This is a genomic window from Curtobacterium sp. RM9 (genome assembly GCF_054956955.1).
Window position 1 is genome coordinate 2,937,278 of record NZ_CM143271.1, and the last position, 23,890, is coordinate 2,961,167.

General features: G+C 72.2%; 22 protein-coding genes and 1 tRNA gene. 8 read left to right on the top strand and 15 right to left on the bottom strand.

Going from position 1 to position 23,890, the window contains the following annotated elements; all coding sequences use genetic code 11:
* Positions 1–61 precede the first annotated feature (61 nt).
* The 6 genes from pheT to infC all read right to left on the bottom strand — a co-directional run bounded on the left by pheT (position 62) and on the right by infC (position 5,942).
* A complete protein-coding gene (gene pheT, locus ACY3FI_RS13885) occupies positions 62–2,554 on the bottom strand; it encodes a phenylalanine--tRNA ligase subunit beta (RefSeq protein ID WP_462548144.1) in 2,493 nt (830 codons plus the stop codon).
* Positions 2,554–3,594: a phenylalanine--tRNA ligase subunit alpha gene (gene pheS, locus ACY3FI_RS13890; RefSeq protein ID WP_462548145.1), complete on the bottom strand. Its 1,041-nt coding sequence runs from the start codon at positions 3,592–3,594 to the stop codon at positions 2,554–2,556. The genes pheT and pheS overlap by 1 nt, the downstream gene beginning before the upstream one ends.
* 89 nt (positions 3,595–3,683) lie before the next feature.
* A complete protein-coding gene (locus ACY3FI_RS13895; RefSeq protein WP_462548147.1) occupies positions 3,684–4,529 on the bottom strand; it encodes a TrmH family RNA methyltransferase in 846 nt (281 codons plus the stop codon).
* A gap of 71 nt (positions 4,530–4,600) precedes the next feature.
* Positions 4,601–4,984 (bottom strand): 50S ribosomal protein L20, encoded by a 384-nt coding sequence (gene rplT, locus ACY3FI_RS13900; RefSeq protein WP_462548148.1) that lies wholly within the window; start codon positions 4,982–4,984, stop codon positions 4,601–4,603.
* Between the two features lie 27 nt (positions 4,985–5,011).
* A complete protein-coding gene (gene rpmI / locus ACY3FI_RS13905) occupies positions 5,012–5,206 on the bottom strand; it encodes a 50S ribosomal protein L35 (RefSeq protein WP_022903519.1) in 195 nt (64 codons plus the stop codon).
* A gap of 76 nt (positions 5,207–5,282) precedes the next feature.
* Entirely contained in the window at positions 5,283–5,942 is a 660-nt protein-coding gene (infC, locus tag ACY3FI_RS13910) for a translation initiation factor IF-3 (protein WP_462548150.1), read from the bottom strand.
* Between the two features lie 282 nt (positions 5,943–6,224).
* Between infC and ACY3FI_RS13915 the strand changes: the two genes are divergently transcribed.
* Positions 6,225–6,578 (top strand): DUF1844 domain-containing protein, encoded by a 354-nt coding sequence (locus ACY3FI_RS13915; protein ID WP_462548151.1) that lies wholly within the window; start codon positions 6,225–6,227, stop codon positions 6,576–6,578.
* A 90-nt stretch (positions 6,579–6,668) separates the two neighbouring features.
* Here ACY3FI_RS13915 and ACY3FI_RS13920 read toward each other — a convergent pair whose 3' ends face one another.
* Positions 6,669–7,931: a phosphotransferase gene (locus tag ACY3FI_RS13920; protein ID WP_462548152.1), complete on the bottom strand. Its 1,263-nt coding sequence runs from the start codon at positions 7,929–7,931 to the stop codon at positions 6,669–6,671.
* A 108-nt stretch (positions 7,932–8,039) separates the two neighbouring features.
* Here ACY3FI_RS13920 and ACY3FI_RS13925 point away from each other — a divergent pair, with 108 nt between their 5' ends.
* Both ACY3FI_RS13925 and ACY3FI_RS13930 read left to right on the top strand, forming a co-directional pair.
* Complete coding sequence (locus ACY3FI_RS13925; RefSeq protein ID WP_462548153.1) at positions 8,040–8,495, top strand: MaoC/PaaZ C-terminal domain-containing protein; 456 nt, start codon at positions 8,040–8,042, stop codon at positions 8,493–8,495.
* Positions 8,496–8,575: 80 nt separating this feature from the next.
* Positions 8,576–10,435 carry a glycoside hydrolase family 2 protein gene (locus ACY3FI_RS13930; protein WP_462548154.1) on the top strand — a complete coding sequence of 620 codons (1,860 nt, stop codon included), beginning with the start codon at positions 8,576–8,578 and terminating at the stop codon, positions 10,433–10,435.
* A 33-nt stretch (positions 10,436–10,468) separates the two neighbouring features.
* Here the strand turns inward: ACY3FI_RS13930 and ACY3FI_RS13935 are convergent, their stop codons facing one another.
* Entirely contained in the window at positions 10,469–11,317 is an 849-nt protein-coding gene (locus ACY3FI_RS13935; RefSeq protein WP_462548155.1) for an alpha/beta fold hydrolase, read from the bottom strand.
* Positions 11,318–11,454: 137 nt separating this feature from the next.
* Between ACY3FI_RS13935 and ACY3FI_RS13940 the strand changes: the two genes are divergently transcribed.
* Positions 11,455–12,669 carry a mannosyltransferase family protein gene (locus tag ACY3FI_RS13940; protein ID WP_462548156.1) on the top strand — a complete coding sequence of 405 codons (1,215 nt, stop codon included), beginning with the start codon at positions 11,455–11,457 and terminating at the stop codon, positions 12,667–12,669.
* A 34-nt stretch (positions 12,670–12,703) separates the two neighbouring features.
* Here ACY3FI_RS13940 and ACY3FI_RS13945 read toward each other — a convergent pair whose 3' ends face one another.
* Positions 12,704–13,750: an amidase domain-containing protein gene (locus tag ACY3FI_RS13945; protein WP_462548157.1), complete on the bottom strand. Its 1,047-nt coding sequence runs from the start codon at positions 13,748–13,750 to the stop codon at positions 12,704–12,706.
* 85 nt (positions 13,751–13,835) lie between these two features.
* Between ACY3FI_RS13945 and ACY3FI_RS13950 the strand changes: the two genes are divergently transcribed.
* Positions 13,836–14,219: a hypothetical protein gene (locus tag ACY3FI_RS13950; RefSeq protein ID WP_462548158.1), complete on the top strand. Its 384-nt coding sequence runs from the start codon at positions 13,836–13,838 to the stop codon at positions 14,217–14,219.
* An 87-nt stretch (positions 14,220–14,306) separates the two neighbouring features.
* Here the strand turns inward: ACY3FI_RS13950 and ACY3FI_RS13955 are convergent.
* The 4 genes from ACY3FI_RS13955 to galU all read right to left on the bottom strand — a co-directional run bounded on the left by ACY3FI_RS13955 (position 14,307) and on the right by galU (position 17,347).
* Positions 14,307–14,382, bottom strand: a tRNA-Ala gene (locus ACY3FI_RS13955).
* A 73-nt stretch (positions 14,383–14,455) separates the two neighbouring features.
* A complete protein-coding gene (locus ACY3FI_RS13960) occupies positions 14,456–15,574 on the bottom strand; it encodes a hypothetical protein (protein WP_462548159.1) in 1,119 nt (372 codons plus the stop codon).
* A gap of 132 nt (positions 15,575–15,706) precedes the next feature.
* Positions 15,707–16,366: a GNAT family N-acetyltransferase gene (locus tag ACY3FI_RS13965; RefSeq protein ID WP_462548160.1), complete on the bottom strand. Its 660-nt coding sequence runs from the start codon at positions 16,364–16,366 to the stop codon at positions 15,707–15,709.
* A gap of 90 nt (positions 16,367–16,456) precedes the next feature.
* A complete protein-coding gene (gene galU / locus ACY3FI_RS13970; RefSeq protein WP_462548161.1) occupies positions 16,457–17,347 on the bottom strand; it encodes a UTP--glucose-1-phosphate uridylyltransferase GalU in 891 nt (296 codons plus the stop codon).
* Positions 17,348–17,476: 129 nt separating this feature from the next.
* Here galU and ACY3FI_RS13975 point away from each other — a divergent pair, with 129 nt between their 5' ends.
* From ACY3FI_RS13975 to mscL, 3 genes are read left to right on the top strand one after another with little or no spacing between them, the layout of a single operon-like run.
* Positions 17,477–18,061, top strand: coding sequence for a 5-formyltetrahydrofolate cyclo-ligase (locus ACY3FI_RS13975; RefSeq protein ID WP_462548162.1), 585 nt, complete (start codon positions 17,477–17,479; stop codon positions 18,059–18,061).
* A 1-nt stretch (position 18,062) separates the two neighbouring features.
* Positions 18,063–18,332: an FmdB family zinc ribbon protein gene (locus tag ACY3FI_RS13980; protein WP_462548163.1), complete on the top strand. Its 270-nt coding sequence runs from the start codon at positions 18,063–18,065 to the stop codon at positions 18,330–18,332.
* Between the two features lie 56 nt (positions 18,333–18,388).
* Positions 18,389–18,889 carry a large conductance mechanosensitive channel protein MscL gene (gene mscL / locus ACY3FI_RS13985; protein WP_462548164.1) on the top strand — a complete coding sequence of 167 codons (501 nt, stop codon included), beginning with the start codon at positions 18,389–18,391 and terminating at the stop codon, positions 18,887–18,889.
* Positions 18,890–18,994: 105 nt separating this feature from the next.
* Here mscL and ACY3FI_RS13990 read toward each other — a convergent pair whose 3' ends face one another.
* Together ACY3FI_RS13990 and ACY3FI_RS13995 are read right to left on the bottom strand one after the other, a co-directional pair.
* Complete coding sequence (locus tag ACY3FI_RS13990) at positions 18,995–19,582, bottom strand: CDP-alcohol phosphatidyltransferase family protein (RefSeq protein WP_462548165.1); 588 nt, start codon at positions 19,580–19,582, stop codon at positions 18,995–18,997.
* Between the two features lie 408 nt (positions 19,583–19,990).
* A complete protein-coding gene (locus tag ACY3FI_RS13995) occupies positions 19,991–23,824 on the bottom strand; it encodes an AAA family ATPase (protein ID WP_462548166.1) in 3,834 nt (1,277 codons plus the stop codon).
* Positions 23,825–23,890 lie beyond the last annotated feature (66 nt).

A 23,890-nucleotide genomic window follows, 5' to 3' on the forward strand; every position in this document is an offset into this window, starting at 1 on the left:
TCGGACTGTTCGTCGAGGAGTCGGAGGCGGCGGCCCCGGGCGGTGCTGATCCCGATGTGGGTCAGTCGCGCAGGGTCGCCCCGAATCGCTCGCCGGCACGTCGGACGGCGCCGTCACGGGCCTCGGAGGCCTCGGCAGCGGTCAGCGTGCGGTCCGTGGCACGGAAGCGCAGCGCGAACGTCAGGGACTTCTGTCCCTCGTCCACGCCGGTGCCCCGGTAGTCGTCCACGAGCCGAGCATACTCCAGCAGGTCTCCGGCGCCAGAGCGGACCACGTCGAGCACGTCGCCCGCTGGGACGTCGGCCGAGACGACGAGGGAGAGGTCCTGCGTCGCCGCTGGGTACGAGACGATCGGCGCGACCGAGACGAGTTCGGGAGCGGCGGCCACCAGGGCATCGAGGTCGAGCTCGACGACGGCGACCACGCGCGGGAGCACCGCAGCCTCGGTCAGGACCGGCAGGAGCTCACCTGCGACACCCACGACGGTGTCGCCCACGAGGAGCGACGCCGCACGACCGGGGTGCAGGGAGGGGTGGCTCGTCTGCGCGACCCGGAGCTGCACGCCGACGGCCCAGGCCACCGCGCGGGCGACGTCGAGCGCGTCCGCGATGCCGTAGGGCTCGGGCTGCACGCCGGGCTGCTTGACGATGCGGTTGCCCGTGAGCAGCGCGGACAGGTGGAACGGCTGCGGCGGGAGGGCGGCGTCGAGGGCGGCGAGGGTCTCGGAGTCGGGCCGTGCGGCTCCGGCGGGCACTGACCCGGTGCCGAGCTGCACGCCCTCGGTCGGCAGGAAGACGCGAGAGGTCTCGTAGAGCGCGACGTCCACGAGGCCGCGGGACACGTTGCGACGCGCGGCGTCCACGAGCGCGGGCAGGCCGCTGCGCCGGAGCAGCGACTGCTCGCTGTCGAGGGCGTTGGCGAGCACGACGCTCGGGCCCCCGTCGCCGTCGATGCCGGGGTAGGCGTCCTGCGTGGCCTGCGAGACGAACGGCGCGGTCACGACCTCGACGAGGCCGTCCGCGGCGAGGGCGGCGGCCACCCGACGGCGGGCCTGCTGGTGGCGCGTCAGGCCGCGGCCGGGCGGAGCCACCGGCAGCACGCTCGGGATGCGGTCGTACCCGACGATGCGGGCGACCTCTTCGACGAGGGTGGTGTCGTCGGTGAGGTCCGGGCGCCAGCTCGGCGGCGTGACGACGAGCATCTCGCCGTCGGCCTCGACCGTCGCACCGATGGCCCGGAGCGTCTCGACCACCTCGGCGTCGGTGTACTCGACGCCGACGAGCTCGGCCGGGCGGGACGTGCGCATCGTGATCGTCGGGCGCGGCTCGGTGTCGACGAGGGTCGACCCGAGGGCGTCCGCCGTCCCACCGGCGAGCTCGACGAGCAGCTCGACGGCACGGTTCGCCGCGGCCTCGGCGACGAGCGGGTCGACGCCGCGCTCGAAGCGCTTGGACGCCTCGCTCGGGAGCTTGTGCCGCCGCGCGGTGCGGGCGATCGAGACCTGGTCGAAGCCGGCGGCCTCGATGAGGACGTCGGTCGTGGTGTCCGAGATCTCGGTGCGCGCGCCGCCCATCACACCGGCGAGGCCGACGGGGCCCTCGTCGTCGGTGATCACGAGGTCCTCGGGGTCGAGCACGCGAGCGACGTCGTCGAGCGTCGTCAGGGTCTCCCCGGCCGTGGCCCGACGCACGCCGAGCCCGCCGACGACCTCGGCGAGGTCGTAGCCGTGCAGTGGCTGACCGAGCTCGAACATGACGTAGTTCGTGATGTCGACCGGCAACGAGATGGACCGCACGCCCGCGAGCGCGAGCCGCGACACCATCCACGCGGGTGTCTTCCGCGTCGGGTCGATGCCGCGCACGACGCGCGTGACGAAGGTGTGCGCGCCGACCCGACCGCGGACCGGGGCCTGGTCGTCGACGGTGACCCGGAAGCCCTCGCCGCTGCGGGGCGTCACCCGCGCCGCCGGGTCGTGGAACGTTGCGCCCGTGGCGTGCGCGTACTCGCGGGCGACACCGCGCATGCTCATCACGTAGCCGCGGTCCGGGGTGACGTTGATCTCGACCGCGGCGTCGTCGAGGCCGAGCAGGGCGATGGCGTCGGCACCGACCTCGGGCTCCATGCCGAGGTCGGCGAAGCGGAGGATGCCGTCGTGCTCGTCGCCGAGGCCGAGCTCACGCGCCGAGGCGATCATGCCGTCGGACACGTGGCCGTAGGTCTTGCGTGCGGCGATCGGGAACGGACCGGGGAGCACGGCGCCGGGCAGTGTCACGACGACGAGGTCGCCCACGTCGAAGTTGTGCGCGCCGCAGACGATGCCACGGGGCTCGGACTCGCCGACGTCGACCTGGCACCAGTTGATCGTCTTGCCGTTCTTCTGCGGCTCGGGCTCGCGCTCGAGCACGCGGCCGACGACGATCGGGCCGGTGAGGTCGTAGGTGTGGACGTCCTCTTCCTCGAAGCCCACCGACACGAGCGCCGCGTGGACGTGCTCGAGGGAGACGTCGTCGGGGAGGTCGACGGACTCGCCGAGCCAACGGAGTGGGACGCGCATCAGACCACCGTTCCGAACTGCTGCGAGAAGCGGATGTCGCCCTCGAGGAAGTCACGCATGTCGTTCAGGCCGTTGCGGAACTGCAGCGTCCGCTCGATGCCCATGCCGAACGCGAAGCCCTGGTACTCGTCGGGGTCGATGCCCGCCGCCCGGAGCACGTTCGGGTTGACCATGCCGCACCCGCCCCACTCGACCCACCGCGCGCCGCCCTTGGCGTTCGGCTGCCAGACGTCCATCTCGGCGCTGGGCTCGGTGAAGGGGAAGTAGTTCGGGCGGAGGCGGATCTGCGCCTCGGCACCGAAGACCTGGCGGGCGAAGTGCTCGAGCGTGCCGCGCAGGTGCGCCATCGTCAGGCCCTTGTCGATCGCGATGCCCTCGACCTGGGTGAAGACCGGCAGGTGCGTCGCGTCGAGCTCGTCCGCGCGGTACACGCGACCCGGCGCGATGACGTACAGCGGGAGGTCGCGGGAGAGCAGCGAGCGCACCTGCACCGGGGAGGTGTGCGTCCGCATGACGAGGTGTCGGTCCACCGGCTCGACGAAGATCGTGTCGGCCATCGCCCGAGCAGGGTGGTCCGGGTCGAAGTTCAGGGCGTCGAAGTTGAACCACTCGTGCTCGAGCTCGGGGCCCTCCGCGACCTCCCACCCCATGCCGACGAAGATGTCGGCGACGGTCTCGTTGAGGACGGAGAGCGGGTGCCGGGACCCGGGCGTGCGGCGGACCGGCAGTGCGGTGACGTCCACGCGCTCGGCCTCGAGCCGGGCGCGTTCCTCGGCCTCGGCGAGGACGGACTCCTGCTCGGCGACGGCGGCGTTCACCCGGCCACGGGCCTGCCCGACGAGCTTGCCGGCCTCGGCCTTCTGCTCCTTCGGCACGCTGCGCATCGACGCGTTCATCCGGGCGAGCGTCGACTGCTCGCCGGTGTGCTCCGTCCGGGCCTGCTTCAGCTCGGCCACGGTCGTCGTCGCGCGGACCGCGGCGAGGGCCCGATCGACCGCGTCGGCGACGGCCGCTTCGCTGATCTCCACTGGTTCTGACACGAGGCCCAAGCCTACCGGCCCCTGGCATACCGCCGTCCTGCACTGGACGGACGGTCGGAGGCGCCGGGCGACGGTCCCCCTGTGCAGGACTACCGGGTGCGGTGCGCGAACGCCGACTCGTACAGGCAGACCGAGGCCGCCGTGGCCAGGTTCATCGACTCGGCCCTGCCGTAGATCGGCACCTTCACGGCGCGGTCGACGAGCGCGAGGTCCTCGTCGGTCAACCCGCGGGCCTCGTTGCCGAAGACCCACGCGGTCGGCCCGTCGAGCATGCCGTCGGCGCGGACGTCCGGGAGGTCGTCGCCGGACACGTCGGCCGCGAGCACCGTGTAGCCGAGCGACTTCGCACGCGAGACGGCGTCGGCGAGGGTCGCGCCGACCGACACCGGCACGTGGAACAGCGAACCCGTGGTCGACCGGACGACCTTCGGGTTGTACGGGTCGACGCTGCGCCCGGTGAGGACGACGGCGTCGGCGCCGGCGGCGTCGGCCGCCCGGATGATGGTGCCGGCGTTCCCCGGGTCGCGGACCTGCTCGAGGATCGCGACCAACCCGGGGAGCGCGCCCTCCGGGGCGGACGCGCCCCGCGCCTCCGGTCCGTGCACGTCGTCGGGGAACACGTCCTTCACCGACGTCGGGAACTGCTGGCACACGGCGACGACGCCCTGCGGGGTGACGGTGTCCGCCATCGCCTCGAGCACCTGCTCGGTCACGAACCAGGTGTCGACCGGCGCGTCGTCCAGCGCGTAGCGCGCGGCGGCGGTCGGCGTGACGTACAGCTCGCGGAGCAGCTCCGGCCGGTACTCGATCGCCTCGCGCACCGCCTGCGGCCCCTCGAGCAGGAACAGGCCGGTGTCGGCACGGACGTCCTTCTTCGCCAGGGCCGCGACGGCCTTCACACGTCCGGCCTTCGGGTTCTCGAGGAGATCGCTCACGCCTCAAGTGTCGCAGCATGCACGAAGCCCCCGCTCCGCGGACGGATCGGGGGCTTCGGGAGCTGGCGTGACTACGCGGCCTTCGGGGCCGAGGTGTCGGCCGGCAGCGCGTTCTTCGCGGTCGCGACGAGCGCGGCGAAGGTCTCGGGGTTGTTCACCGCGAGGTCCGCGAGGATGCGACGGTCGACCTCGACGCCGGCCAGGGACAGGCCCTGGATGAGGCGGTTGTAGGTCAGGCCGTTCGCACGGGACGCAGCGTTGATGCGCTGGATCCAGAGGCGACGGAACTCGCCCTTCTTCGCGTGACGGTCACGGTAGGCGTAGACGAGGGAGTGGGTGACCTGCTCCTTCGCCTTGCGGTACAGGCGCGAACGCTGACCGCGGTAGCCCTCGGCGCGCTCGAGGATGACCCGACGCTTCTTGGCGGCGTTGACCGCTCTCTTGACACGTGCCATTGATCTGTTCCTTTACGTTCCGCCGGCTCAGTGGCCGAGAAGCTTCTTGACGTTCTTGGCGTCGGCCTTCGCGAGGACCTGGTCCTCGTTGAGGCGGGCCTTGCGCTTGGCGCTCTTGACCTCGAGGTTGTGACGCATACCGGCCTGCTGCTTCATGATCTTGCCGCTGCCGGTGACCTTGAAGCGCTTCTTCGACCCGGAGTGGGTCTTCTGCTTGGGCATGGAGGTGCCTTTCCGTGGGATGGATGGGGAGCCGCGCCGTTGCGGTCTGGGGAACTGCGCGGGACGGTCCGGGGACCTATTCGGCCGGGGACTCCACCGGCGCGGACTCGGTGGCCTCGTCGGCCCCGCTGCCCTTCGCCGCGTGCTCCGACGCACGACGCTCGGCCTTCTGAGCAGCGCGCTTGGCGTTCTGCTCGCCCTTGACGTCGGACTTGTTCTTGAGCGGGGCGATGATCATCGTCATGTTGCGGCCGTCCTGGGTCGGACGCGACTCGACGACGCCGAACTCGGCGATCTCCTCGGCGAACTTCTGGAGGAGACGGACACCCTGCTCCGGACGCGACTGCTCGCGGCCACGGAAGAGGATCATCGCCTTCACCTTGTCGCCACCGAGGAGGAAGCCCTCGGCACGCTTGCGCTTGGTCTCGTAGTCGTGCACATCGATCTTCAGGCGGAAACGGACTTCCTTGAGGTCCGTGTTCACCTGGTTGCGACGGGCTTCCTTGGCCTTCTGAGCGGCCTCGTACTTGAACTTGCCGTAGTCCATGATCTTGGCCACGGGCGGCTTCGAGTTCGGCGCGACCTCGACCAGATCCAGCTCGGCTTCCTGCGCGAGGCGCAGTGCGACGGCGATGGGGACAACGCCGACCTGCTCGCCCTGGGGTCCGACAAGACGGACCTCGGGGACGCGGATTCGGTCGTTGGTACGGGGATCGGTGATGCGGAGCTCCTTCAATCAGGTGGTGGCCGTCCGGGGCTTCTGCCCTGGGCGACGGCACGAGAGAGGAGTTCTGACGCACGGATCGTGGACCCGTTCGGCAGCCGCCCGACGTCGTCCCGGTGGGACGGCCTACCGGCGCGAGCGCCGGTGGAGCGGTGTGGACCCGGTAGCCTGTGGTGCGCGGCCGCGGGTGGGAGAGACTCCTCTTCGTGACGCTGACCGGATGATCGGCCTCGTTCACACGAGTCCGGACACACCGACAGCATCTGCCGCAGGAGAGCCTAGCAGAGGAGCACCGTGACCGACACCCCGCCGAACGACGCCGTCGCAGCCGACGAAGCACGGGACATCTCGGAGGTCCCCGCCGTCGAGCTCATCAACACCGTCGCGGTCCACCTGCTGAGCGCCGCTGCGGTGAAGGTCGGACTCGCGGACGACCCGCAGGAGCAGACCGACCTCGACGAGGCGCGCAAGCTCATCACCGCGCTCGCCGGCCTCGTCACGGCCGCCGCCACCGAGATCGGCGACCACCACGCCCGGCCGCTGCGCGACGGCCTCCGCTCGGTGCAGCTCGCCTTCCGCGAGGCGTCGGCGATCCCGGACGCCCCGGGCAAGGGCCCGGGCGAGAAGTACACGGGGCCGGTCAACTAGCCCGGCTCGCGTCAGACGCGACCCCCTGACGGACGGGAGGCGCGGTGCGGGCCCGCACCGCGCCTCCCGTCCGTCACCGGGTCGCGCCGGTCAGGAGCCGTGCTGCGCGACGAGGCGCGTGACGGCCCCGAGCGGGATGCCGACCCAGGAGGGTCGGTTCCGCGCCTCGTAGACGACCTCGTACACCGCCTTGTCGAGCTCGAAGGCGTCGAGGAGTTGGCGGTGCGCCTCGAGGTCGACGCCCGTGCCGGTCCGGTAGCCGTCCAGGAAGGCCGTCCGCGCCGCTGCCGCCCACTCGGACGCGTCCGCCGGCTCCTCGTCCTGCGCGAGCGCGCCCGCGACGTAGTCGAAGGACCGCAGCATGCCCGCGACGTCGCGGAGGGTGACGTCGGGGAGCGAGCGCTCGGTGAGCGGCCGGAGGGGTTCACCCTCGAAGTCCAGGAACACCCAGCCGCGCGGCTGCCCGGCGGCGAGCACCTGCCCGAGGTGCAGGTCGCCGTGGATGCGCTGCAGGTCCGGCCACACCACGCCGGCTGCCCGGTCGTAGACGGCGCGCACGGCGTCGGCGTGCTCGGCGACGACGGGCGCCTCGCGGGCGGCCGCGTCGAGGCGCGCGTGCATCGTCGCGATCGCGGCGGCGCGGGCCGACTCGTCGGCGGGGACGGTCGGGAGTGCGGTGGCCAGGGTGCGGTGCACCTCGGCGAGCGCCGTCCCGAGCGCTTCGGCGTCGTCGGTGGCGGAGGTCCCGGACCGGGCGTCGCGGAGGGCGACGCGCCAGGCGTCCGCGAGCCCGGGGAGGAACTCCTGCGCGAACGCGAGGTGCCCGGAAGCGGTGCCGTCCGGTCGACCCGGGTCCGGCCAGGAGCCGCGGAGTGCGCCGTAGACGTTCGGCACGCGGTCACTGCCGGCGGCGGACAGGGCGAGCTGCGTGGTCACGTCGGGGTTGTCGCCGTGGTGCAGGACGCGGAAGACCTTCACGATGACCTGCGGACCGGCCTCGGTGTCGCAGATGATCGAGGTGTTCGACTGCTCGCCGGTGAGGACGCGGGCAGCCGTCACCCTGCCGATCGGCCGGAGGCTGTCCGGGTCGGCGTCGACGGCGGCGGCGAGGGCGCGGACCCACTCGAGGTCGCTCGTCGCGTCGACCGGACCCTCGGGGGTCGACAGCACGGGGGCCTGGTAGAGCACGGCCGCGGCGGCGTCGTCGGGCTCGTCGAGGACCAGCCGCGTGCCGGCCGTGCGCGCGATGGTGCGCAGGCGGGGGTCGCGGCCCTTCGCGGTGTACCAGCGTCGTTCCGCGATCCACCCCCCGAGGGTGCCGTCGCTGACGTCGTCCGGTGCCTCGTCGCTCATGCCCCGCACGGTACGCGTCCACCGCTGCGTCGTCCTCCACGCAGGGGTACGCCGGTCACGCCGGGGTGGTCGAGGGGCCGCGACGGACGGGTCTGGGAGGATGGGCCGGTGCCGCACTACCTCGAGGACCTCGCTGCCGGACAGACCTTCACGACCCCGGGTCGCACGATCACCGAGGCCGACGTCGTCTCCTTCGCTTCGTGGACGAACGACAACAACCAGGTGCACACCGACGCGGAGTTCGCGGCCGGCACCCGGTACGGCCGGCGGATCGTGCACGGCCTGCTCGGGACCTCGCTGTGCCTCGGGCTCATCTCGCGGACCGGGGTGTTCGAGGGCTCCGCGGTGGCCCTCCTCGGCATCGACCAGTGGCGGTTCACGGCGCCGGTGTTCATCGGCGACACCGTGACGTGCGAGGTCGAGATCCTCTCCACGCGGGCGACGAGCTCCGGGCGCACCGGGATCGTCGAGCGCCTGGTGTCGCTCCGGAACCAGGCCGGCGAGGTCGTGCAGCAGGGGCGTATGGACCTCATGGTCCTGACCCGCGACGCCGCGATCGGCTGAGCGAACGAACCCGGACCGACGCGTACGGTAATCGGTGCGTGCCTCTTTACAACGATGTACAGAGTCGGGAGCATGGAGGCATGAGCACGCTCGACGGCACCGTCGCCGCACCTGACACCGCTTCCCGCCCGACTCCTCCCCTGGCCTCGCGGCAGGACGGCACGTACCCCCGCCCGCAGCTGGTCCGCGCGCAGTGGGCCGACCTCGACGGCACGTGGTCCTTCCGGAACACCGGCGACGAGCCCGGCTGGTCGGCGGGCTTCCCGGACGCGCGGGACATCGTCGTGCCGTTCCCGCCCGAGTCCGTGGCGTCCGGCATCGACGAGCCCGGCTTCCACCCCGTCGTCTGGTACAGCCGCACCATCACGCGCGCCGAGCTCGACGCCGCAGGGTACGGCTCCGACGCCCCGCGCCTCGTCCTGCACTTCGGCGCCGTCGACCACCGCGCACGGGTCTGGATCGACGGCCGGTTCGTCGGCGAGCACGAGGGCGGCCACACGCCGTTCGCCCTCGACGTCACCGAATCGCTCGGCACCGACCCGGACGCCGAGCACGTGCTCGTGGTCCGTGCGGAGGACGACCCGCACGACCTGACCCAGCCGCGTGGCAAGCAGGATTGGCACGAGGACCCGCACGCCATCTGGTACCGCCGGACCACCGGCATCTGGCAGACCGTCTGGCTCGAGGCCGTGCCGTCGGTGTCCGTCGCCGCCCTGCGGTGGACGAACGTCGACCACGCCACGGTCCGGCTGACCGTCCGCGTCGCCGGCACCCGGAGCGGCGGCGAGCGCCTCCGGGTCGCGGTGTGGTGGGACGAGCGCGACGAGCACCTGGCGACCGTCGAGGTCGCGCTCGGGGACACCGGCGACGAGTTCGACCTCGTGCTGCCCATCGCGCGCCAGACGAACGGCCAGGCCGAGGACGAGCTGCACTGGACCCCGGAGACACCGCGACTCGTGGACGCGACGGTCGCGCTCCTCCCCCGCGACGGCGAGCCGCTCGACCTCGTCAGCTCGTACCTCGGGCTGCGCACCGTCGGCATCGACGGCGGCGCGTTCCTGCTCAACGGACGCGGGTACGACGTCCGGAGCGTCCTCAACCAGGGCTACTGGCCGGACTCCCACCTGACCGCGCCGTCCCGCGCGGCCCTGCGCCGCGAGGTCGAGCTGATCAAGGAGCTCGGCTTCAACGCCGCGCGGAACCACCAGAAGATCGAGGACCCGCGGTTCCTGTACTGGGCCGACCGGCTCGGCCTGCTCGTCTGGGGCGAGGCTCCCGGCGCGTACGCCTTCACCCCGCGGGCCGTACAGCGGCTGATGCGCGAGTGGATGGACGCCGTCGAACGCGACGCCTCGCACCCGTCGATCGTGACGTGGGTCCCCGCGAACGAGAGCTGGGGCGTGCAGCACATCGCGACGGACCCGGCACAGCAGGCCTACGCGCGGGCGCTCGCCGACGTGACCCGCGCCCTCGACCCGACACGACCGGTGATCTCGAACGACGGGTGGGAGCACGTCGAGTCGGACATCGTCACGGTCCACGACTACGAGGGCTCCGGGCCGCGCCTCGCCGCGACCTACGCCGACGACGCGGCCCGCACCGCGCTGCTCGGCGGTCGGGGTCCGGCCGACCGGCGCATCCTCGTCGGCGGCGCCGTCGACCGCGGACAGCCGGTCATGCTCACCGAGTTCGGGGGCGTGGACTACCAGCCGGGTGCGCAGCGCGAGGACGGCTGGGGCTACACCTCCGCGGTCGACGGCGACGACTGGATCGCGCGCATCACCGCCCTGTACGACGCGATCCGGGCGAGCACCTTCCTCGCCGGGTCCTGCTACACGCAGCTCACCGACACGATGCAGGAGACGAACGGCCTGCTGAACGCAGACCGCACCCCGAAGGTCCCGATCGAGCAGATCCGTCGTGCGGTGACGGGCGGCTGACCGGAGACCTCCGGGGTGCGAGGAGCGGGGCGGTCAGGACGCGAGGAAGCGGAGGACCGCCTCGTTCCACTCGTCGCGGTGCGAGGCCAACACGCCGTGCGGGCCGCCCTCGATCACGTGCGTCTGCGCGTTCGGGATCGCCTCGGCGGTGCGCTTGCCCGACACCTCGAAGGGCACGATCGCGTCCGAGTCGCCGTGGATGACGAGCGTCGGCACGTCGACCTTCGTCAGGTCGTCACGGAAGTCCGTCGTCGCGAACGCCACGGTGCAGTCCAGCGTGCCCTTCGGCGAGGCGAGTTCGGCGATCGCGAGGTCGTAGGCGCGCTGGTCCTCGCTGACGAGGGGCTTGTTGAGGAGCGACGGCTTGCCCGCCGTGTAGAACATGTCGACGAACTCGTGCAGGAACGCCGGGCGGTCACCCGTGATCCCGTTCGAGAACCAGTCGGCGAGGTCCTGGTCGACACCACCCTCGGGGTTGTCGTCCGACTTCCACAGGTACGGCGGGACGGCGCTCGCGAACACGAGCTTCGACACCTTGCCGGTGCCGTAGGTGGACACGTAGCGCGCGAGCTCGCCGCCGCCCATCGAGAAGCCGATGAGCGTCACGTCGGTCAGGCCGAGCTGGTCGACGAGCGTGTTCAGGTCCGCCGCGAAGGTGTCGTAGTCGTAGCCGTTCCACGGCTGCGAGGACTGCCCGAAGCCGCGACGGTCGTAGGCGATGACGCGGTGGCCGGCCTCGACGAGCGCCGGGACCTGGCCCTCCCACGAGCGGCCGGAGAGCGGCCAGCCGTGGATGAGGACGACCGGCGAGCCGGTGCCGAAGTCGTCGTAGTGCAGGTCGATGTCGTGCCCGTTCTCGGCGCCGACGGTGATGAACGGCATGTGGTTCCTCCAGTGCGTTCGTTCTCCAGGGACGACGCCGATCGAACGCCCGGTGGCTCCCGACGACCTGGGCGTGCACGCGGACCGGACAGGCGCTGCGCGCCGCACCGAGGCGGTGGTCTGGAAGGATCGACCGGGTGACGGACGTGGCGGAGACGACCCGGGCCTCCAGGCCGACCCGCCTGCGCGCGCTGCTCGACGGGCGACGGAGCAGGTGGACGGTGCCGCTGCTCGTCTGGGCCGCATCGCGCCTGGTGAGCACCCTCGTGCTCGCGACGGTCTACGTGGTGGCGACCGCGAACGGCTGGGACTTCGCGTCGTCCCGACGGGACCCGTCGTTCTTCACCTTCTCCGGGTCGTGGGACGCATCGTTCTACCGGACCATCGCCGAGCACGGGTACCCGGCGGAGCTGCCGACCGACAACGCCGGGCACGTCCTGCCGAACCCGTGGGCGTTCCTGCCGGTCTTCCCGGGGATCGTGCGCGCCGTGACGGGTGTGACCGGCGGGTCCTTCTGGGTCGTCGCGACGCTCGTCGCCACGGTCGCGGGCGCGGGCGCGTGCGTCGTGCTGTACCGGCTCGTGCTCGCGGTCGGGTGCTCGCACCGGGCGCGGTGGGCCACGGTGCTGTTCGCCTTCGCGCCCACCGGCTTCCTGTTGCAGGTCGCCTACGCGGAGTCGACGTTCCTGCTGCTCGTGTTCGGCGGGCTGCTCGCACTCGTGCGCCGGCGGTACTGGCTCGTCGGGGTGCTCGGCGTCGTCGCGGCGTTCACCAAGCCGGGCGTCCTCGCCCTGGCCGTCGCGCTCGCCGTGCACCTCGTCGCGCGCTGGGCGCGGGAGCGTCGGGCGCTGCCGGTGCGCGACGCGGTGGCGATCGTGGTCGCCGGGCTGGCGGTCGCGGCGGCCGGGCTCGCGTGGCCGGTCGTGGCGTCGGCGGTGACCGGGCGTCCGGGCGCGTACCTCGACACCGAGCTGTCGTGGTGGGTCGGCTTCGTCGGGCGGCAGCACTTCGTCCCGCTGACGCCGTGGTTCACGATGGCGTCGACGTGGCTCGGGCCGGCCGGCATCGTGCTCGTGGTGGCGGTGCTCGCGGGCGCGCTGTGGTTCTTCACCCGCCGCGGTGTGCGGGCACTCGGCGTGGACGTCGTGGCGTTCACGGGCGCGTACGTGCTGTACCTCGTGGCGGTGTTCCTGCCGCAGCAGAGCCTGCCGCGGCTGCTCATGCCGGTGGCGCCCCTGCTCGGGTCGGACGTGTTCGTGCGGACACGACGGCGGGCGGTGGCGTGGGCGGTCGTCGGGGTGTGCCTGCAGCCGGTCGCGGTCGTCCTGCTGTGGTTCCTGGGCTACCCCTGACCGACGCCGGACCGGTGTCCGGCGGGCGGCGCGGCTACGCGTCGAACGTGTGGAACCAGGCCGTGCCGCCGGGGTGCTGCACGGTGATCATCTCGTCGAGGTCGCGGTACGGCCCGTCCTGGTTGTGGCTCGCCGACTTGATGCGGATCGTGCCGTCCTGCTCGGTGAACACCTCGGACACGATCGTCGTGTGGTCCGGTGAGCCGTTGTCGTTCCAGTCGTAGAACACGACGTCACCGACCTTGACCTCCGCCCGCTCGTCGAGGGAGCGACGGGTGAGCCCGAACTCGGCGGCGTTCGCGGACAGCCACGGGTCCATCGTCGGGCAGTAGGTCCACGTGGCGCTGTGCTCCGCGCCACCGGCCCGGTTGTACCAGTCCGACCGCTGCTGCCACCCGCGGGCGATCAGCGTCTGGCTGACGTAGTTCGCGCAGTCGCCGCCGATCGGGTTCATGGTGCCGTACTCGGCGGTGTTGTAGTCCTTCCAGTGCGCCATCGCGTACTCGAGCTGCCGGTCGACGGCGGTGAGCGCCGCGTACGCCAGGGTCGTCGTGGCGACCGCGGCCGAGACGTCCGGCACCGATGGGGCGGTCGGCGTCGGCGTCGCGGCCGAGGAGTCCTGCGTGGTGCCGGACTGCCCGTCGTTCGCGGCGCTGCCGTTGCCGTCCGACGTCTGGTTCGCCGAGGGCGACGGAGCGATCGCGGTGGTGAACAACGCGACGTCGGCGGACCCGGCGGTGTACATGGCCTGGTGCGGCGCGGTGAACGTCACCTTCGTCGCACTCGCCTGCACGTCACGCGCGGCGACACCCCCGACGGTGACGCCCTCGACCGCGGCGAGCCCGGTGCCCGCGACGGTGACGGTGACGCCACCCGCGAGCGGGACCTGGGCGGGCGTGAGCGACGCCGCGACGGGCTTCGCGCTCGGCGACGATCCGCCGGCGCTGCCGCCGGCCTTCCCGCCGGTGCCCCCGTCCCCGGAGCCGGCACCGTCGCCCGAGGAGCACGCGGCGACGGCGAGCCCGATCCCGGCGACGCCGGCGAGGGAGAGCAGGGACCGGCGCGTCAACGAAGCAGTCATGGTGCTTCCAGGGTAGGCGACGACCGGGCAGGATCGCTGGAGGCGGCAGGACGCCGCACCGCCCACCGAGAGGACCAGGACCGACATGCCCGAGAGCCACGACTTCTTCGTCGCCGCCGACCCCGAGACCGTCCGCACCCGCGTCCGCGAAGCGCTCGTCCACGAGGGCTACGCCGTGCAGGACGGACCGCAGGGCGCGCTCCTCGCCACCCGCGGCAGCCTCGGCATGACCCTGCTGATCGGCGGTCTCGCGAACGACCGGACCTTCCACACCCGGCTGGACGTGCAGGTCATGGTCACGCCCGACGGTCGGACGGTCGCCCGACTGGTCCGCGCCGCCGGGAAGTCGGCGCTGAAGGGCGGTGCGATCGGCATCGCGCGCGGCAACCGGGCGTTCGAGCAGGCCGCGAACGCGATCCACACGGCGCTCGCGCAGACCGGCGCCCTGACGGACAGCATCCCGGGCTGACGGGCACACGGCCCGGCATGCCCCGGAACGAGCGAAGGCCACCCGGTCGGGGTGGCCTTCGCTGTGCTCTTCGGAGAGCGTGCTGCTTGGTGGAGCTAAGGGGATTCGAACCCCTGACCTTCTCATTGCGAACGAGACGCGCTACCAACTGCGCCATAGCCCCAAGTGCTCGACAACATTAGCACCAGGACGGCCGCGAACCGAAATCCGCCGCCCGCGTCCGGGCGTGCCGCGGGTCAGACCGCGCGACGGCGGCGGAGGATCGCGTCGAGGTCCGCCTGCTGGTAGGCGTCGTCGTCGAGGACCCCCATGCCGGCCCACTTGCTCGGCGGTGCGGGCGGCGCAGGCGGCGATCCCGGCGCGGCGGGCGCGGTCCGCGACGCCGTGGTGGCCCCGGCCGCAGCCGCTCCACCCGGCGCGCGCAGCCCCAGCCGCTCGGCGAGCCGACCCTGGTCGTGCGACGACAGCGCCGCAGCGGCTTCCTCGACGTCAGGGCGCAGCTGCGCGACGCGGGCGATCGACGGGTCGGACTCCCCCGCGCGGATGGCGGCCGCCTCGGCCTCAGCGGCGGCCTTGGCCTCGGCCACGCGCTCCTTCAGCCGGGCAGCGAGCTCGGCGGAGGACTCCGGCGCGGGCGTCGGTGCCGCCGGACGCTCGACGTACAGCGGCTTCGGCACGCGCGCGGGCGTCCAGGAGCGGTCCCGCACCGGTTCGGCAGGCTGCTCCGTGGACAGCGGGGGCGCCGGGTCCGTCCAGGTGGTCGTCGGTCGGGAGGCGCGGCTCGCGCCCGCCACGGCCCCTGCGGCCCGGGCCTTCCGCGCCTTCGCCACCTGGTGCAGCTGCGCGAGGACCGCTGCGGACCCACCCGCGGCGACCAACCCCGCGACGGCGACGAGCCAGGCACCGGGAGCGGCGACGAGGACGACCACGGCGAGCACGAGCCCCGCGGTCCCGAGCAGGGTAGCGCCGAGCCGCGACCGGCGCATGCGCATCGCGGTGAGCGCGGGCACCGACGACGCGCGTTCGAGCACGGGGGCCTGCTCGGCGAGCCGACGGGTGATCTCCCGCTGACGGGCGGCCTCGTGCGCGCGGACGATCGCGGTCCGCTTCGCCTCTTCCGAGCGGGCGACGCGCTGCGCCTCGGCGAGGGACTTCGCGTTCATCTCGACGCGGACCTCCTCCGGCAGCTCGGCGGTCTGCGCGAGGATCCGGAGGGTCTGCTGCAGGCGGATCGCGTTCTTCTCGGTGGCGAGGTACTGCCGCCGGGCAGCCCATGACGGCATGAGGTAGACCACCCAGAGCACGGCCGCGATGAGCAGGACGATGCCGCCGCCCCAGGAGCCGATACCTGCCATGGGGACACGGTAGGGGCGGGACCATCCCCGCCCGGTGATTGCCGGACGCGTGTTGCGCGTGTCGTGGGCAGATCCACCGGGGGTGCGCCGCGCCTCCAGACCGGGTCGGACGACCCGACGGCGGGCCGGACCCTAGAGGCGGGGCGTGGTGTGCAGGGGCATCGCCGCTTCGTCGCGGGCGGCGAGCGGCACGCTGCCTGCCCCGGGTGGGACGCGGCCCTGGACCCAACGGTCGAGGACGCCCTCGCGGACCTCCTCGGCGACGAGGGCGAAGCAGAAGTGGTCGCGCCAGTCGCCGTTGATGTGGATGTAGCGGCGGCGGAGGCCCTCGAAGCGGAAACCGAGCTTCTCGACGACCCGCAGGCTCGGCGCGTTCTCCGGCCGGATGCAGATCTCGATGCGGTGGATGCCGACGACGCGGAAGCAGTGGTCGACGGCCAGCGCGACCGAGATCGGCGTCACGTCGTGCCCGGCGGCGTCCTCGACGACCCAGTAGCCGATCGAGGCACTCGCGAGCGAGCCGTAGGTGATGCCGGAGACGTTGAGCTGGCCGACGAAGCGGCCGTCCAGCTCCATCGCGAACGGCAGACCGAGGCCGGCGCGGGCGTTCGCCTGCAGGGCGCGGATGCTGCCGCGGACGTCCGTCGAGACGTGCCCGGAGGGGTTCGTGGCCTCCCACGTCCGCAGCCAGCCGCGGTTCGAGGCGAGGGCGACGTCGAGGTCACGGGTGTCCCGGAGCCGGAGCGGGCGGATGGTGACCCGCCCGTGGGACAGGGTCGGGATCGTCGTCATCGCTGTGGTTCCTCCGGTACCCGGTGGTCGGCCGGGTGGATGCACGAACGGGCCCGAGGGACTCCCCCGGACCCGTTCGCACGGGGTCGGCTATTCGCCCGCGTTGAACTCCTTGAGCCACGACTTGAGGTCGGGGCCGAGGTCCTCGCGGTCCGAGGCGAGCTGCACGATCGCCTTGATGTAGTCCAGCTTGTCACCGGTGTCGTACCGGCGTCCACGGAACACGACGCCGTACACGCCTCCGGTCCATTCCTCGGCGCCCGCCATCTTCATGAGCGCGTCGGTGAGCTGGATCTCGCCGCCCTTGCCGGGCTCCTGCTTCTCGAGGACGTCGAAGACCTCGGGGCGGATGACGTAGCGGCCGATGATGGCGAGGTTCGAGGGGGCTTCGCCCTGCGGGGGCTTCTCGACGAGGCCGGTGATCTTCACGACGTCGTCGGTGTCGGTCTCCTCGACCGTGGCGATGCCGTACATGTGCGTCTGCGACTCCGGGACCTCGAGGAGCGCGACGATCGTCGCGTTCTTCTGGCCCTGGACCTCGATCATGCGCTTGAGCAGCGGGTCGCGGGCATCGATGATGTCGTCGCCGAGGAGCACGGCGAACGGCTCGCGGCCGACGTGCATCTTCGCGCGGAGCACCGCGTGGCCGAGGCCGAGCGGGTCGCCCTGGCGCACGTAGTGCATGTCGGCGAGGTCCGTCGACTGGTTGACCTTCTGCAGCTTCTCGTGGTCGCCCTTCTTCTTCAGGGTCTCCTCGAGCTCAGCGACGTGGTCGAAGTGGTTCTCGAGGGCGTTCTTGTTGCGCCCGGTGATCATCAGCACGTCGGTGAGCCCGGCACCGACGGCCTCTTCCACCACGTACTGGATGGCCGGCTTGTCGACGACGGGGAGCATCTCCTTCGGCATCGCCTTGGTGGCGGGGAGGAAGCGCGTGCCCAGGCCGGCAGCCGGGATCACCGCCTTGGAAATCTGGAAGCCCATGCGGACGAAGGTATCGGATGACCCCTGGACAGGGCATGTCGTCACTGCTGGGGACACGGCTTCCCGCGCCCCGCGGCGGGAAGCCGCAAGCGGGAGCGCTGGCGGGGCGTGCTGGCTAGACTCCTCGCCATGATCGCCGATCTCGGGAACGAGAAGCGCGCCCTGCGAGCCGAACTCCGGCAGCGGCGGCGCACCCGGACCACGACCGAGCGGGACACCGACACGGCGGCGCTCACCGCCACGCTGCAGCGCTTCGTCGAGGAGCGCCAGCTCCGGTCGCTCGCCCTGTACCTCTCGTCCCCCGACGAGCCGGACGTGCGGCCGTTCCTCGACTGGGCGATCGCGCACGACATTCGCGTCCTGCTGCCGATCACCCGTGAGGACGGGTTGCTCGACTGGGCCGTCGGCGACGGGGTCTCCGAGCAGGAGGGCCTGACCGGGATGCCCGAGGTCGTGGGCGAAGTGCTCTCCCCCCTCGCGCTGAGCGACGTCGACGCCATCCTCGCGCCGGCCGCTGCGGTCGGGCACGACGGGTGCCGCATGGGCTGGGGCCGCGGCTACTACGACAAGACCCTCGGGTCGATGGCGAAGCGGCCGCCCGTCTATGCTGTGATCTTCGACGCGGAGTACCTCGACGAGGTCCCGCGCGAGACCCACGACGAACCCGTCGACGGCATCATCACGCCGTCGCGCATCATCACCTTCCGGAGCTAGGGTGCCCACCTACTCGTACCGCTGCACCGAGTGCGGCAACGCCTTCGACGTCAAGCAGTCCTTCTCGGACGCCACGCTCACCGAGTGCCCGGTGTGCGGGGGCGTCCTGCGCAAGGTCTTCTCGCCCGTCGGCGTGACGTTCAACGGCGGTGGCTTCTACCGGACGGACTCCCGGACGGGTTCCGACTCGTCGAGCACGCCGAAGAGCGACGCCACGAAGCCCGCTCCGGCGAAGACCGAGTCGAAGCCGGCCGCGCCCAGCGCTTCCTGACGGGCGCTCGCCCCCGTCGGTACGGTGGGGTCTCCTCGACACGGAAGGGGGCCCGCGTGAAGGGCTTCAGGGAGTTCCTGCTCCGCGGCAACGTCATCGACCTGGCCGTCGCGGTCGTCATCGGTGCCGCGTTCACCGCCATCGTGACCACGATCGTGAACGCGCTCATCAACCCCGCCATCGGTGCGGTGTTCAACGCGTCGAGTCTCGACAAGGCGCTGGTCGTCTCGATCCCGACGATCTCCGGCGGGTCGGCGAAGCTGCTCTTCGGCGCGATCATCGGCGCCGTGCTCAACTTCGTCATCGTCGCGGCGGTCGTGTACTTCGCCCTCGTCGTACCGGTGAACCACCTCAAGAAGGTCGCGTTCGAGCGCGTGAAGAACGACGAGCAGCAGACGCCGCAGGACGTCCCGCCGACGGACGTCGAGGTGCTGCTCGAGATCCGCGACCTGCTCCGGGCGCAGAACGGCGTGCCCACGAACCCGGGCGGCGGCGCACACGTGGCGCCGTCGAACGCTCCCGAGGGCCCGGGGATCGCCGGCACGACGAAGCTCTAGGGCCTCCCGCACCAGGAACCAGGTTCCGGACACGACATCGCGCATCAGCACGGTGCTGTGTCAGGAACCTGGTTCCGTGCGGCCTGGGGTTCCGTGCGGGCGGCGTCAGCGCGCGGCAGCGCCCACGGCGCGGTGCTTCGCCGCCAGTGCGCGGGCGTACTGCACGCCGGCGACCAGGTGGCCGACCGTGCCGGCCCAGACGAACACGAGCGCGAGCACGCGGATCCAGTCGTGCTGCGAGGCCCACGATGTCGACGAGAAGAGCAGCAGCGGCAGCCCGACGAAGAGCAGGGCGGAGCGGACCTTGCCGGTCCAGGTCACGTCGAGGTCGGGGTCGCCGCGGAACCAGAGCCCGGAGAGCACGACGAGCACCAGGTCGACCAGGACGATGATCGCGACGCTCGGCCACGGCAGCAGTCCGACGAGCACGAGGGACAGCACGATCGCGATGATCGCGAGCCGGTCCGCGACGGGGTCGAGGGCCTTACCGAGCTTGGAGCCCTGGTCGAACCGTCGGGCGATGAAGCCGTCCGCCCAGTCGCTCACCCCGAGCACGACGAGGGTGACGAGCGCCCACCCCGGGTGCCCGGACACCACGAAGCCGATGAACACGGGGATGAGCAGGAAGCGCACCAGCGTGATCAGGTTCGGCCACGTCTGCCAGTCGGGTCGCTGCCGCGTGGTGTCAGTCATCGGACTCAGGCTACCCGTCACCAGTGGGGAGGCACGTCGCGCAGGAGCTGGGCGTCGTTCTCGCCGTCGCGGTGGCGGGCCGGTTCCGGTGCGGGGGCCGGGTCGGAGCCCGGTGCCGGCTGGGTGGTGACGCGCCTGCGGCGGCGCACGGTGCCTCCCGGACGGTCCTGGGACGCGTCAGCGTCGACGGGCTGCGGGACGGGAGGCGCGGAACCGGTCGCCTCGTCGGCTCGCGTCCACGACCCCACCAGCTGGTCCGTCTCCGGCGTCACCGGCCCGGCGGCGCGGGACGCGCGCCGCCTCACCGGCGTGCGGGGCCCGGAGCGGGCACGCGGGGGTGGGTCTCCGACCCACTCATCGGCGTGCGGGGCCCCGGAGCGGGCACGCGGGGATGCATCTCCGACCCGCTCATCGGCGTGCGGGGATCGGGGGGATCGAGATCTCCTGCGTGGCACCGCGGTCGACGCCGAGCACCGCCGCGACCGTGTTCGCCACCCGGTCCGGGTCGGAGAACAGCTGGAACGCGTGCACGCGCACGTAGTGCCAGCCGAGTCGGCGGAGCACCTCGGGCCGGAGCCGCAGCGACTCACGCAGCGAACCCTTCACGAGCGACGCGTCGGTCTCGATGGTGACGCAGACGCCGCCGTGCGCGGCGACGAGCCCGAGCTTGCCGCGGTGCCCGAGGGCCACCGGGATGCCGCGCATCTCGAGGCGTCGCGCGAGGTCGACGAGCAGCGGGTCGGAGTCGTCCGGCACGTACTCGGCGGTGGTGCGGGCCCGGACCTCCGCGAGGATCTCGGCGAGGGCGACGGTGCCGTGGCCCATGCGCTCGGCCTCGATGTCGGACGGCTGGAAGCAGGTGACGATCACCATCGAGCGGCGTGCCCGGGTCATCGCGACCGCGAGCAGGCGCTCCCCGCCGGGCTTGCCGAGCGGACCGAAGTCGCGCAGGACCCGGCCGTGCGGGGTGCGGCCGTACCCGATCGAGAAGACGACGCGGTCGCGGCTCTGGGCCACGGACTGCTCGAGCGTGGCGACGATGAACGGCTCGGCGCGGTCGCCGATGACGAACTCGGTGAGGTCCTTGTGTCCCTGCGCCGCGGTGAGCACGGCCTGCTCGACCCGCACGGCGTGCTTGGCCGACGCGGTGATGACCATGAGCGACTCGGTGGGTCGGGTGCGGGCGTGGTCGAGCACGAGGCGGACGACCCGGTCGACCTCGGCGTCGACGCTCTCGACGGCGCCGGACTCGGGGTCCGGCACGGCCTTGCCGTCACTGACGTAGTCGAGCGCGATCGACCCGTGCCCGAGGAACGACCCGGCCCACGGCAGCGACTCGATGCGGCCGCCGTAGAAGCGCCGGTTGACGAGCTCGGCGAGGTCCTCGCCGCCGGCTCGATACGACCGGGTGAGCGACAGGGTCGGCAGCAGCGTGGACAGCTTGGCGAGCGCGGAGTCGGCGTGGAAGGCGTCCAGCGTCGCCTCGTCGACCTGCAGCGCACGGTGCGCGGGGTCGACGGCGATGCGGAACGGCGACGGCGTCTGCGTCACCGGGTCGCCGAACACGACGGTCTGGCGGGCACGGCGGACGGCACCGACGGTCTCGGCGATCGTGACGGCGCCGGCGTCGACGAGGATCACGGTGTCGAACGGCATCGTGTCGGCGATCTGCGACACCTCGTACGGGCTCGCGAGCCAGACCGGCGCGATCGAGCGCGACAGGTGCGGCGCGGAGTCCTGCAGGAGGCGCGAGGTGATCGCGCCCTCCTTCAGCTGCGTCTTGAGCGCGGTGGCCTCTTCCGGCCAGTCGACGAGGCCGACCTTCCAGTTCTCGGCGAGCTGCCACGCGAGGCCCTGCGACACCCCGGCCGCGTGCGCGTCGTCGACGAGTCGGAAGTCGGCCTCGACCCGGTCGAGCATGTCGGTGTTCGCGCCGAGCAGTGCCCGGTCGGACTCGAGCATCGTCTCGAGCGCGGACTGCCACCACGCGAGCTCGAGCTCGGCGGGCACGTTCGTGTCCGGCACGTGGCGGTTGGCGAGGTCGGTGATGAGCGGCTCGAGCTGCAGGTCGCGGAGCGTCTGCATGAGCTCGGTGCGCTCCTGCAGGTTGTGCAGGACGTCGGACTCGGCCGCGAGGGACGCGACGAACGACACGAGCTCGTCGATCGGCATGTTCGCGAGCTGGCGGTCGCGGTCGGTGCGCCCGAGCGGCTCGTCGAGGCGTGCGAGGTCCTCGGCCACGTTCGAGAACAGCACCTGGACGTCGGCGATGCCGGTGGGCACCTCGGGGTTCACGCCGGCGGCGACGTAGCGCTGCCAGAGCACCCGCTGCTGCTGCACGCGGGTCAGCGCCTCGTGCAGGTCGGACACGTGCACGCCGGGGCGGACGTACTCGCGGGCGAGCTTCTTCAGCCGGCGACGGTTCGTGGCGGACATCGGCGCACCCTCGCCGCGCGGGGCGGTGGCGGCCACGAGCTCGGACACCGACCGGTCGAACACGACCGGCAGGAAGCGGTCGAGGGTGTCCCGGATCTCGGTGAGCAGCCGGAGGTAGATGCCGAGCTCGTTGATCGTCGTGAACTGCCGCATGTGCGTCGTGCTCACGAGGTCGTGCGCCCGGCGGAGCAGCGTCGGCAGCCCGTCGGTGTCGAGGTCCTTCGCGGTCCGGTGCGCCCGCTGCGCCCCGTCGCTGGAGCCGAACTTCGCGCCGTACCACGGCGAGTCGTCGGGGCCGTAGCGGAACTCGCCCAGGTTCGCGGCGCTGACCATCGTCTCGGCGACGCGCGAACGGCCCTCGACCATGCTCGTCACCGAGGTCCCCGACAGGCGCGCGGTGGTCGACGGCGGCACGGGCAGCAGCGAGAGGCGGGACAGCTCGACGAGGCAGTCGAGCACCGACACGCGGAAGTCCGGGTCGACGCGGGTCAGCGAACCGCGGTAGTCGGTGAGGACCTTGCGGAGCCGGACGAGAGCGTCGTCCACCTCACGGAGGTTCGGCCGCGAGGCCTTCTCGTTCCGGGCGATGGCGCGCACGACGTCGCGGCGGAGGGTCCCGGGCGTGACGGCGACACCGGGCAGCTGCACCTCGGCGAAGCGGGCGGCGATCCCACGCAGCGTCGCACGGCGCGGGCTCACCACGAGCACACGCTTGTTCGCCGCGACGAGGCCGCCGAGCGCGTTCACGATGGTCTGCGTGCCGCCGGTGCCGGGGAGGGTCTTGACGACGATCGAGTTGCCGGCCGTGATCTGCGCGATCACGTTCTCCTGCTCGTCGTCGGCGTCGAGCAGGAGCGTGTCGGTCTCGGGGCTGCGCTCGTCCGACGGGGTCTGCTCGACCGGGTGGTACGACTGCTCGACCTGCCACTTGGCGCTCGGGTTGCCGGCGAGGGCGTCGAGCACCGGGTGCGCGAGGTCCTCGGTGTCCAGGGCCATGCCCGTGGCCACCTCGGCGAAGGTGGAGACGACCAGACGTGCGTGCACCGAGAAGCCCGGGATGTGCGCGGTGAGACCGCGGAGCCGGTCGATCACCGGGTTCGGCGTGAACGAGCCGTCCTGCTGCGCGAGCGCGACGAAGGACTGCGCGTCGAGGATGACGCCGAACTGCTCGTGCAGCGCGTCGGCGAGCCCCGGGTTGAGCACGGGCTCGCCGAGGAGCTTGACCTCGAAGTCACGCCCGTGTCGGCGGATCGCGAGCGGTCGGAGGAGCACCGGGCCGCGGAACTGCTCGTCGCCGTGCTGCCAGTCCGCCATGCCGATGCCGAGCTTCACGGCGTCGATGCCGCGGACGGTCGCGAGCTCGGTGCCCTTCGCCTCGACGTGTCCGGCGGCGATCCGGGCCGCGCGGAGCGCGACCTCGTCGCGGATGAGGCTGGAGAGCAGCGTGGTCTTGCCGGTGATGAACTGCGCGAGTCCGCCCGGGTGGGTCGTGGAGAGTTCGATCCGCGCGCGCGGGTGGTCGCTGAAGTGGGTGAGCGGGCTCGTGCCGCCGACGCCGGTCAGCTGCTTCCGCCAGGCGTCCCACACCGGCTCGGCTGCGTTGCCGGCCTGGAGGCGCGGATCGCCCAGGCTGATCGCCTGCGGACTCGTGAGCTGCAGCTCCGGTCGCAGGGTGCGGTCGGGTTCGTCGGTCACGACGGCCTCTTCCTGCTTCCCCCGCTGATCGTCCTCGGGCGCGCGCTCCCCGGGCGCGTCGGCAGCGTCGACCGGGACGTCGCCGTCCACGTCGTCCGGTCCACCGGTCACCCTGTCCGCTCGCCACACATCGGACACTGTAGGCGGAAGCGCGCCACCTCTCTGACAATGAACCGA

Excerpts from the sequence above, each read along its gene's own strand:
- pheT (WP_462548144.1), bottom strand. The coding sequence starts at position 2,554 with ATGCGCGTCCCACTCCGTTGGCTCGGCGAGTCCGTCGACCTCCCCGAC.
- rplT (WP_462548148.1), bottom strand. The coding sequence starts at position 4,984 with ATGGCACGTGTCAAGAGAGCGGTCAACGCCGCCAAGAAGCGTCGGGTC.
- rpmI (WP_022903519.1), bottom strand. The coding sequence starts at position 5,206 with ATGCCCAAGCAGAAGACCCACTCCGGGTCGAAGAAGCGCTTCAAGGTC.
- ACY3FI_RS13920 (WP_462548152.1), bottom strand. The coding sequence starts at position 7,931 with ATGAGCGACGAGGCACCGGACGACGTCAGCGACGGCACCCTCGGGGGG.
- ACY3FI_RS13930 (WP_462548154.1), top strand. The coding sequence starts at position 8,576 with ATGAGCACGCTCGACGGCACCGTCGCCGCACCTGACACCGCTTCCCGC.
- ACY3FI_RS13935 (WP_462548155.1), bottom strand. The coding sequence starts at position 11,317 with ATGCCGTTCATCACCGTCGGCGCCGAGAACGGGCACGACATCGACCTG.
- ACY3FI_RS13945 (WP_462548157.1), bottom strand. The coding sequence starts at position 13,750 with ATGACTGCTTCGTTGACGCGCCGGTCCCTGCTCTCCCTCGCCGGCGTC.
- ACY3FI_RS13950 (WP_462548158.1), top strand. The coding sequence starts at position 13,836 with ATGCCCGAGAGCCACGACTTCTTCGTCGCCGCCGACCCCGAGACCGTC.
- ACY3FI_RS13960 (WP_462548159.1), bottom strand. The coding sequence starts at position 15,574 with ATGGCAGGTATCGGCTCCTGGGGCGGCGGCATCGTCCTGCTCATCGCG.
- ACY3FI_RS13965 (WP_462548160.1), bottom strand. The coding sequence starts at position 16,366 with ATGACGACGATCCCGACCCTGTCCCACGGGCGGGTCACCATCCGCCCG.
- galU (WP_462548161.1), bottom strand. The coding sequence starts at position 17,347 with ATGGGCTTCCAGATTTCCAAGGCGGTGATCCCGGCTGCCGGCCTGGGC.
- ACY3FI_RS13975 (WP_462548162.1), top strand. The coding sequence starts at position 17,477 with ATGATCGCCGATCTCGGGAACGAGAAGCGCGCCCTGCGAGCCGAACTC.
- ACY3FI_RS13990 (WP_462548165.1), bottom strand. The coding sequence starts at position 19,582 with ATGACTGACACCACGCGGCAGCGACCCGACTGGCAGACGTGGCCGAAC.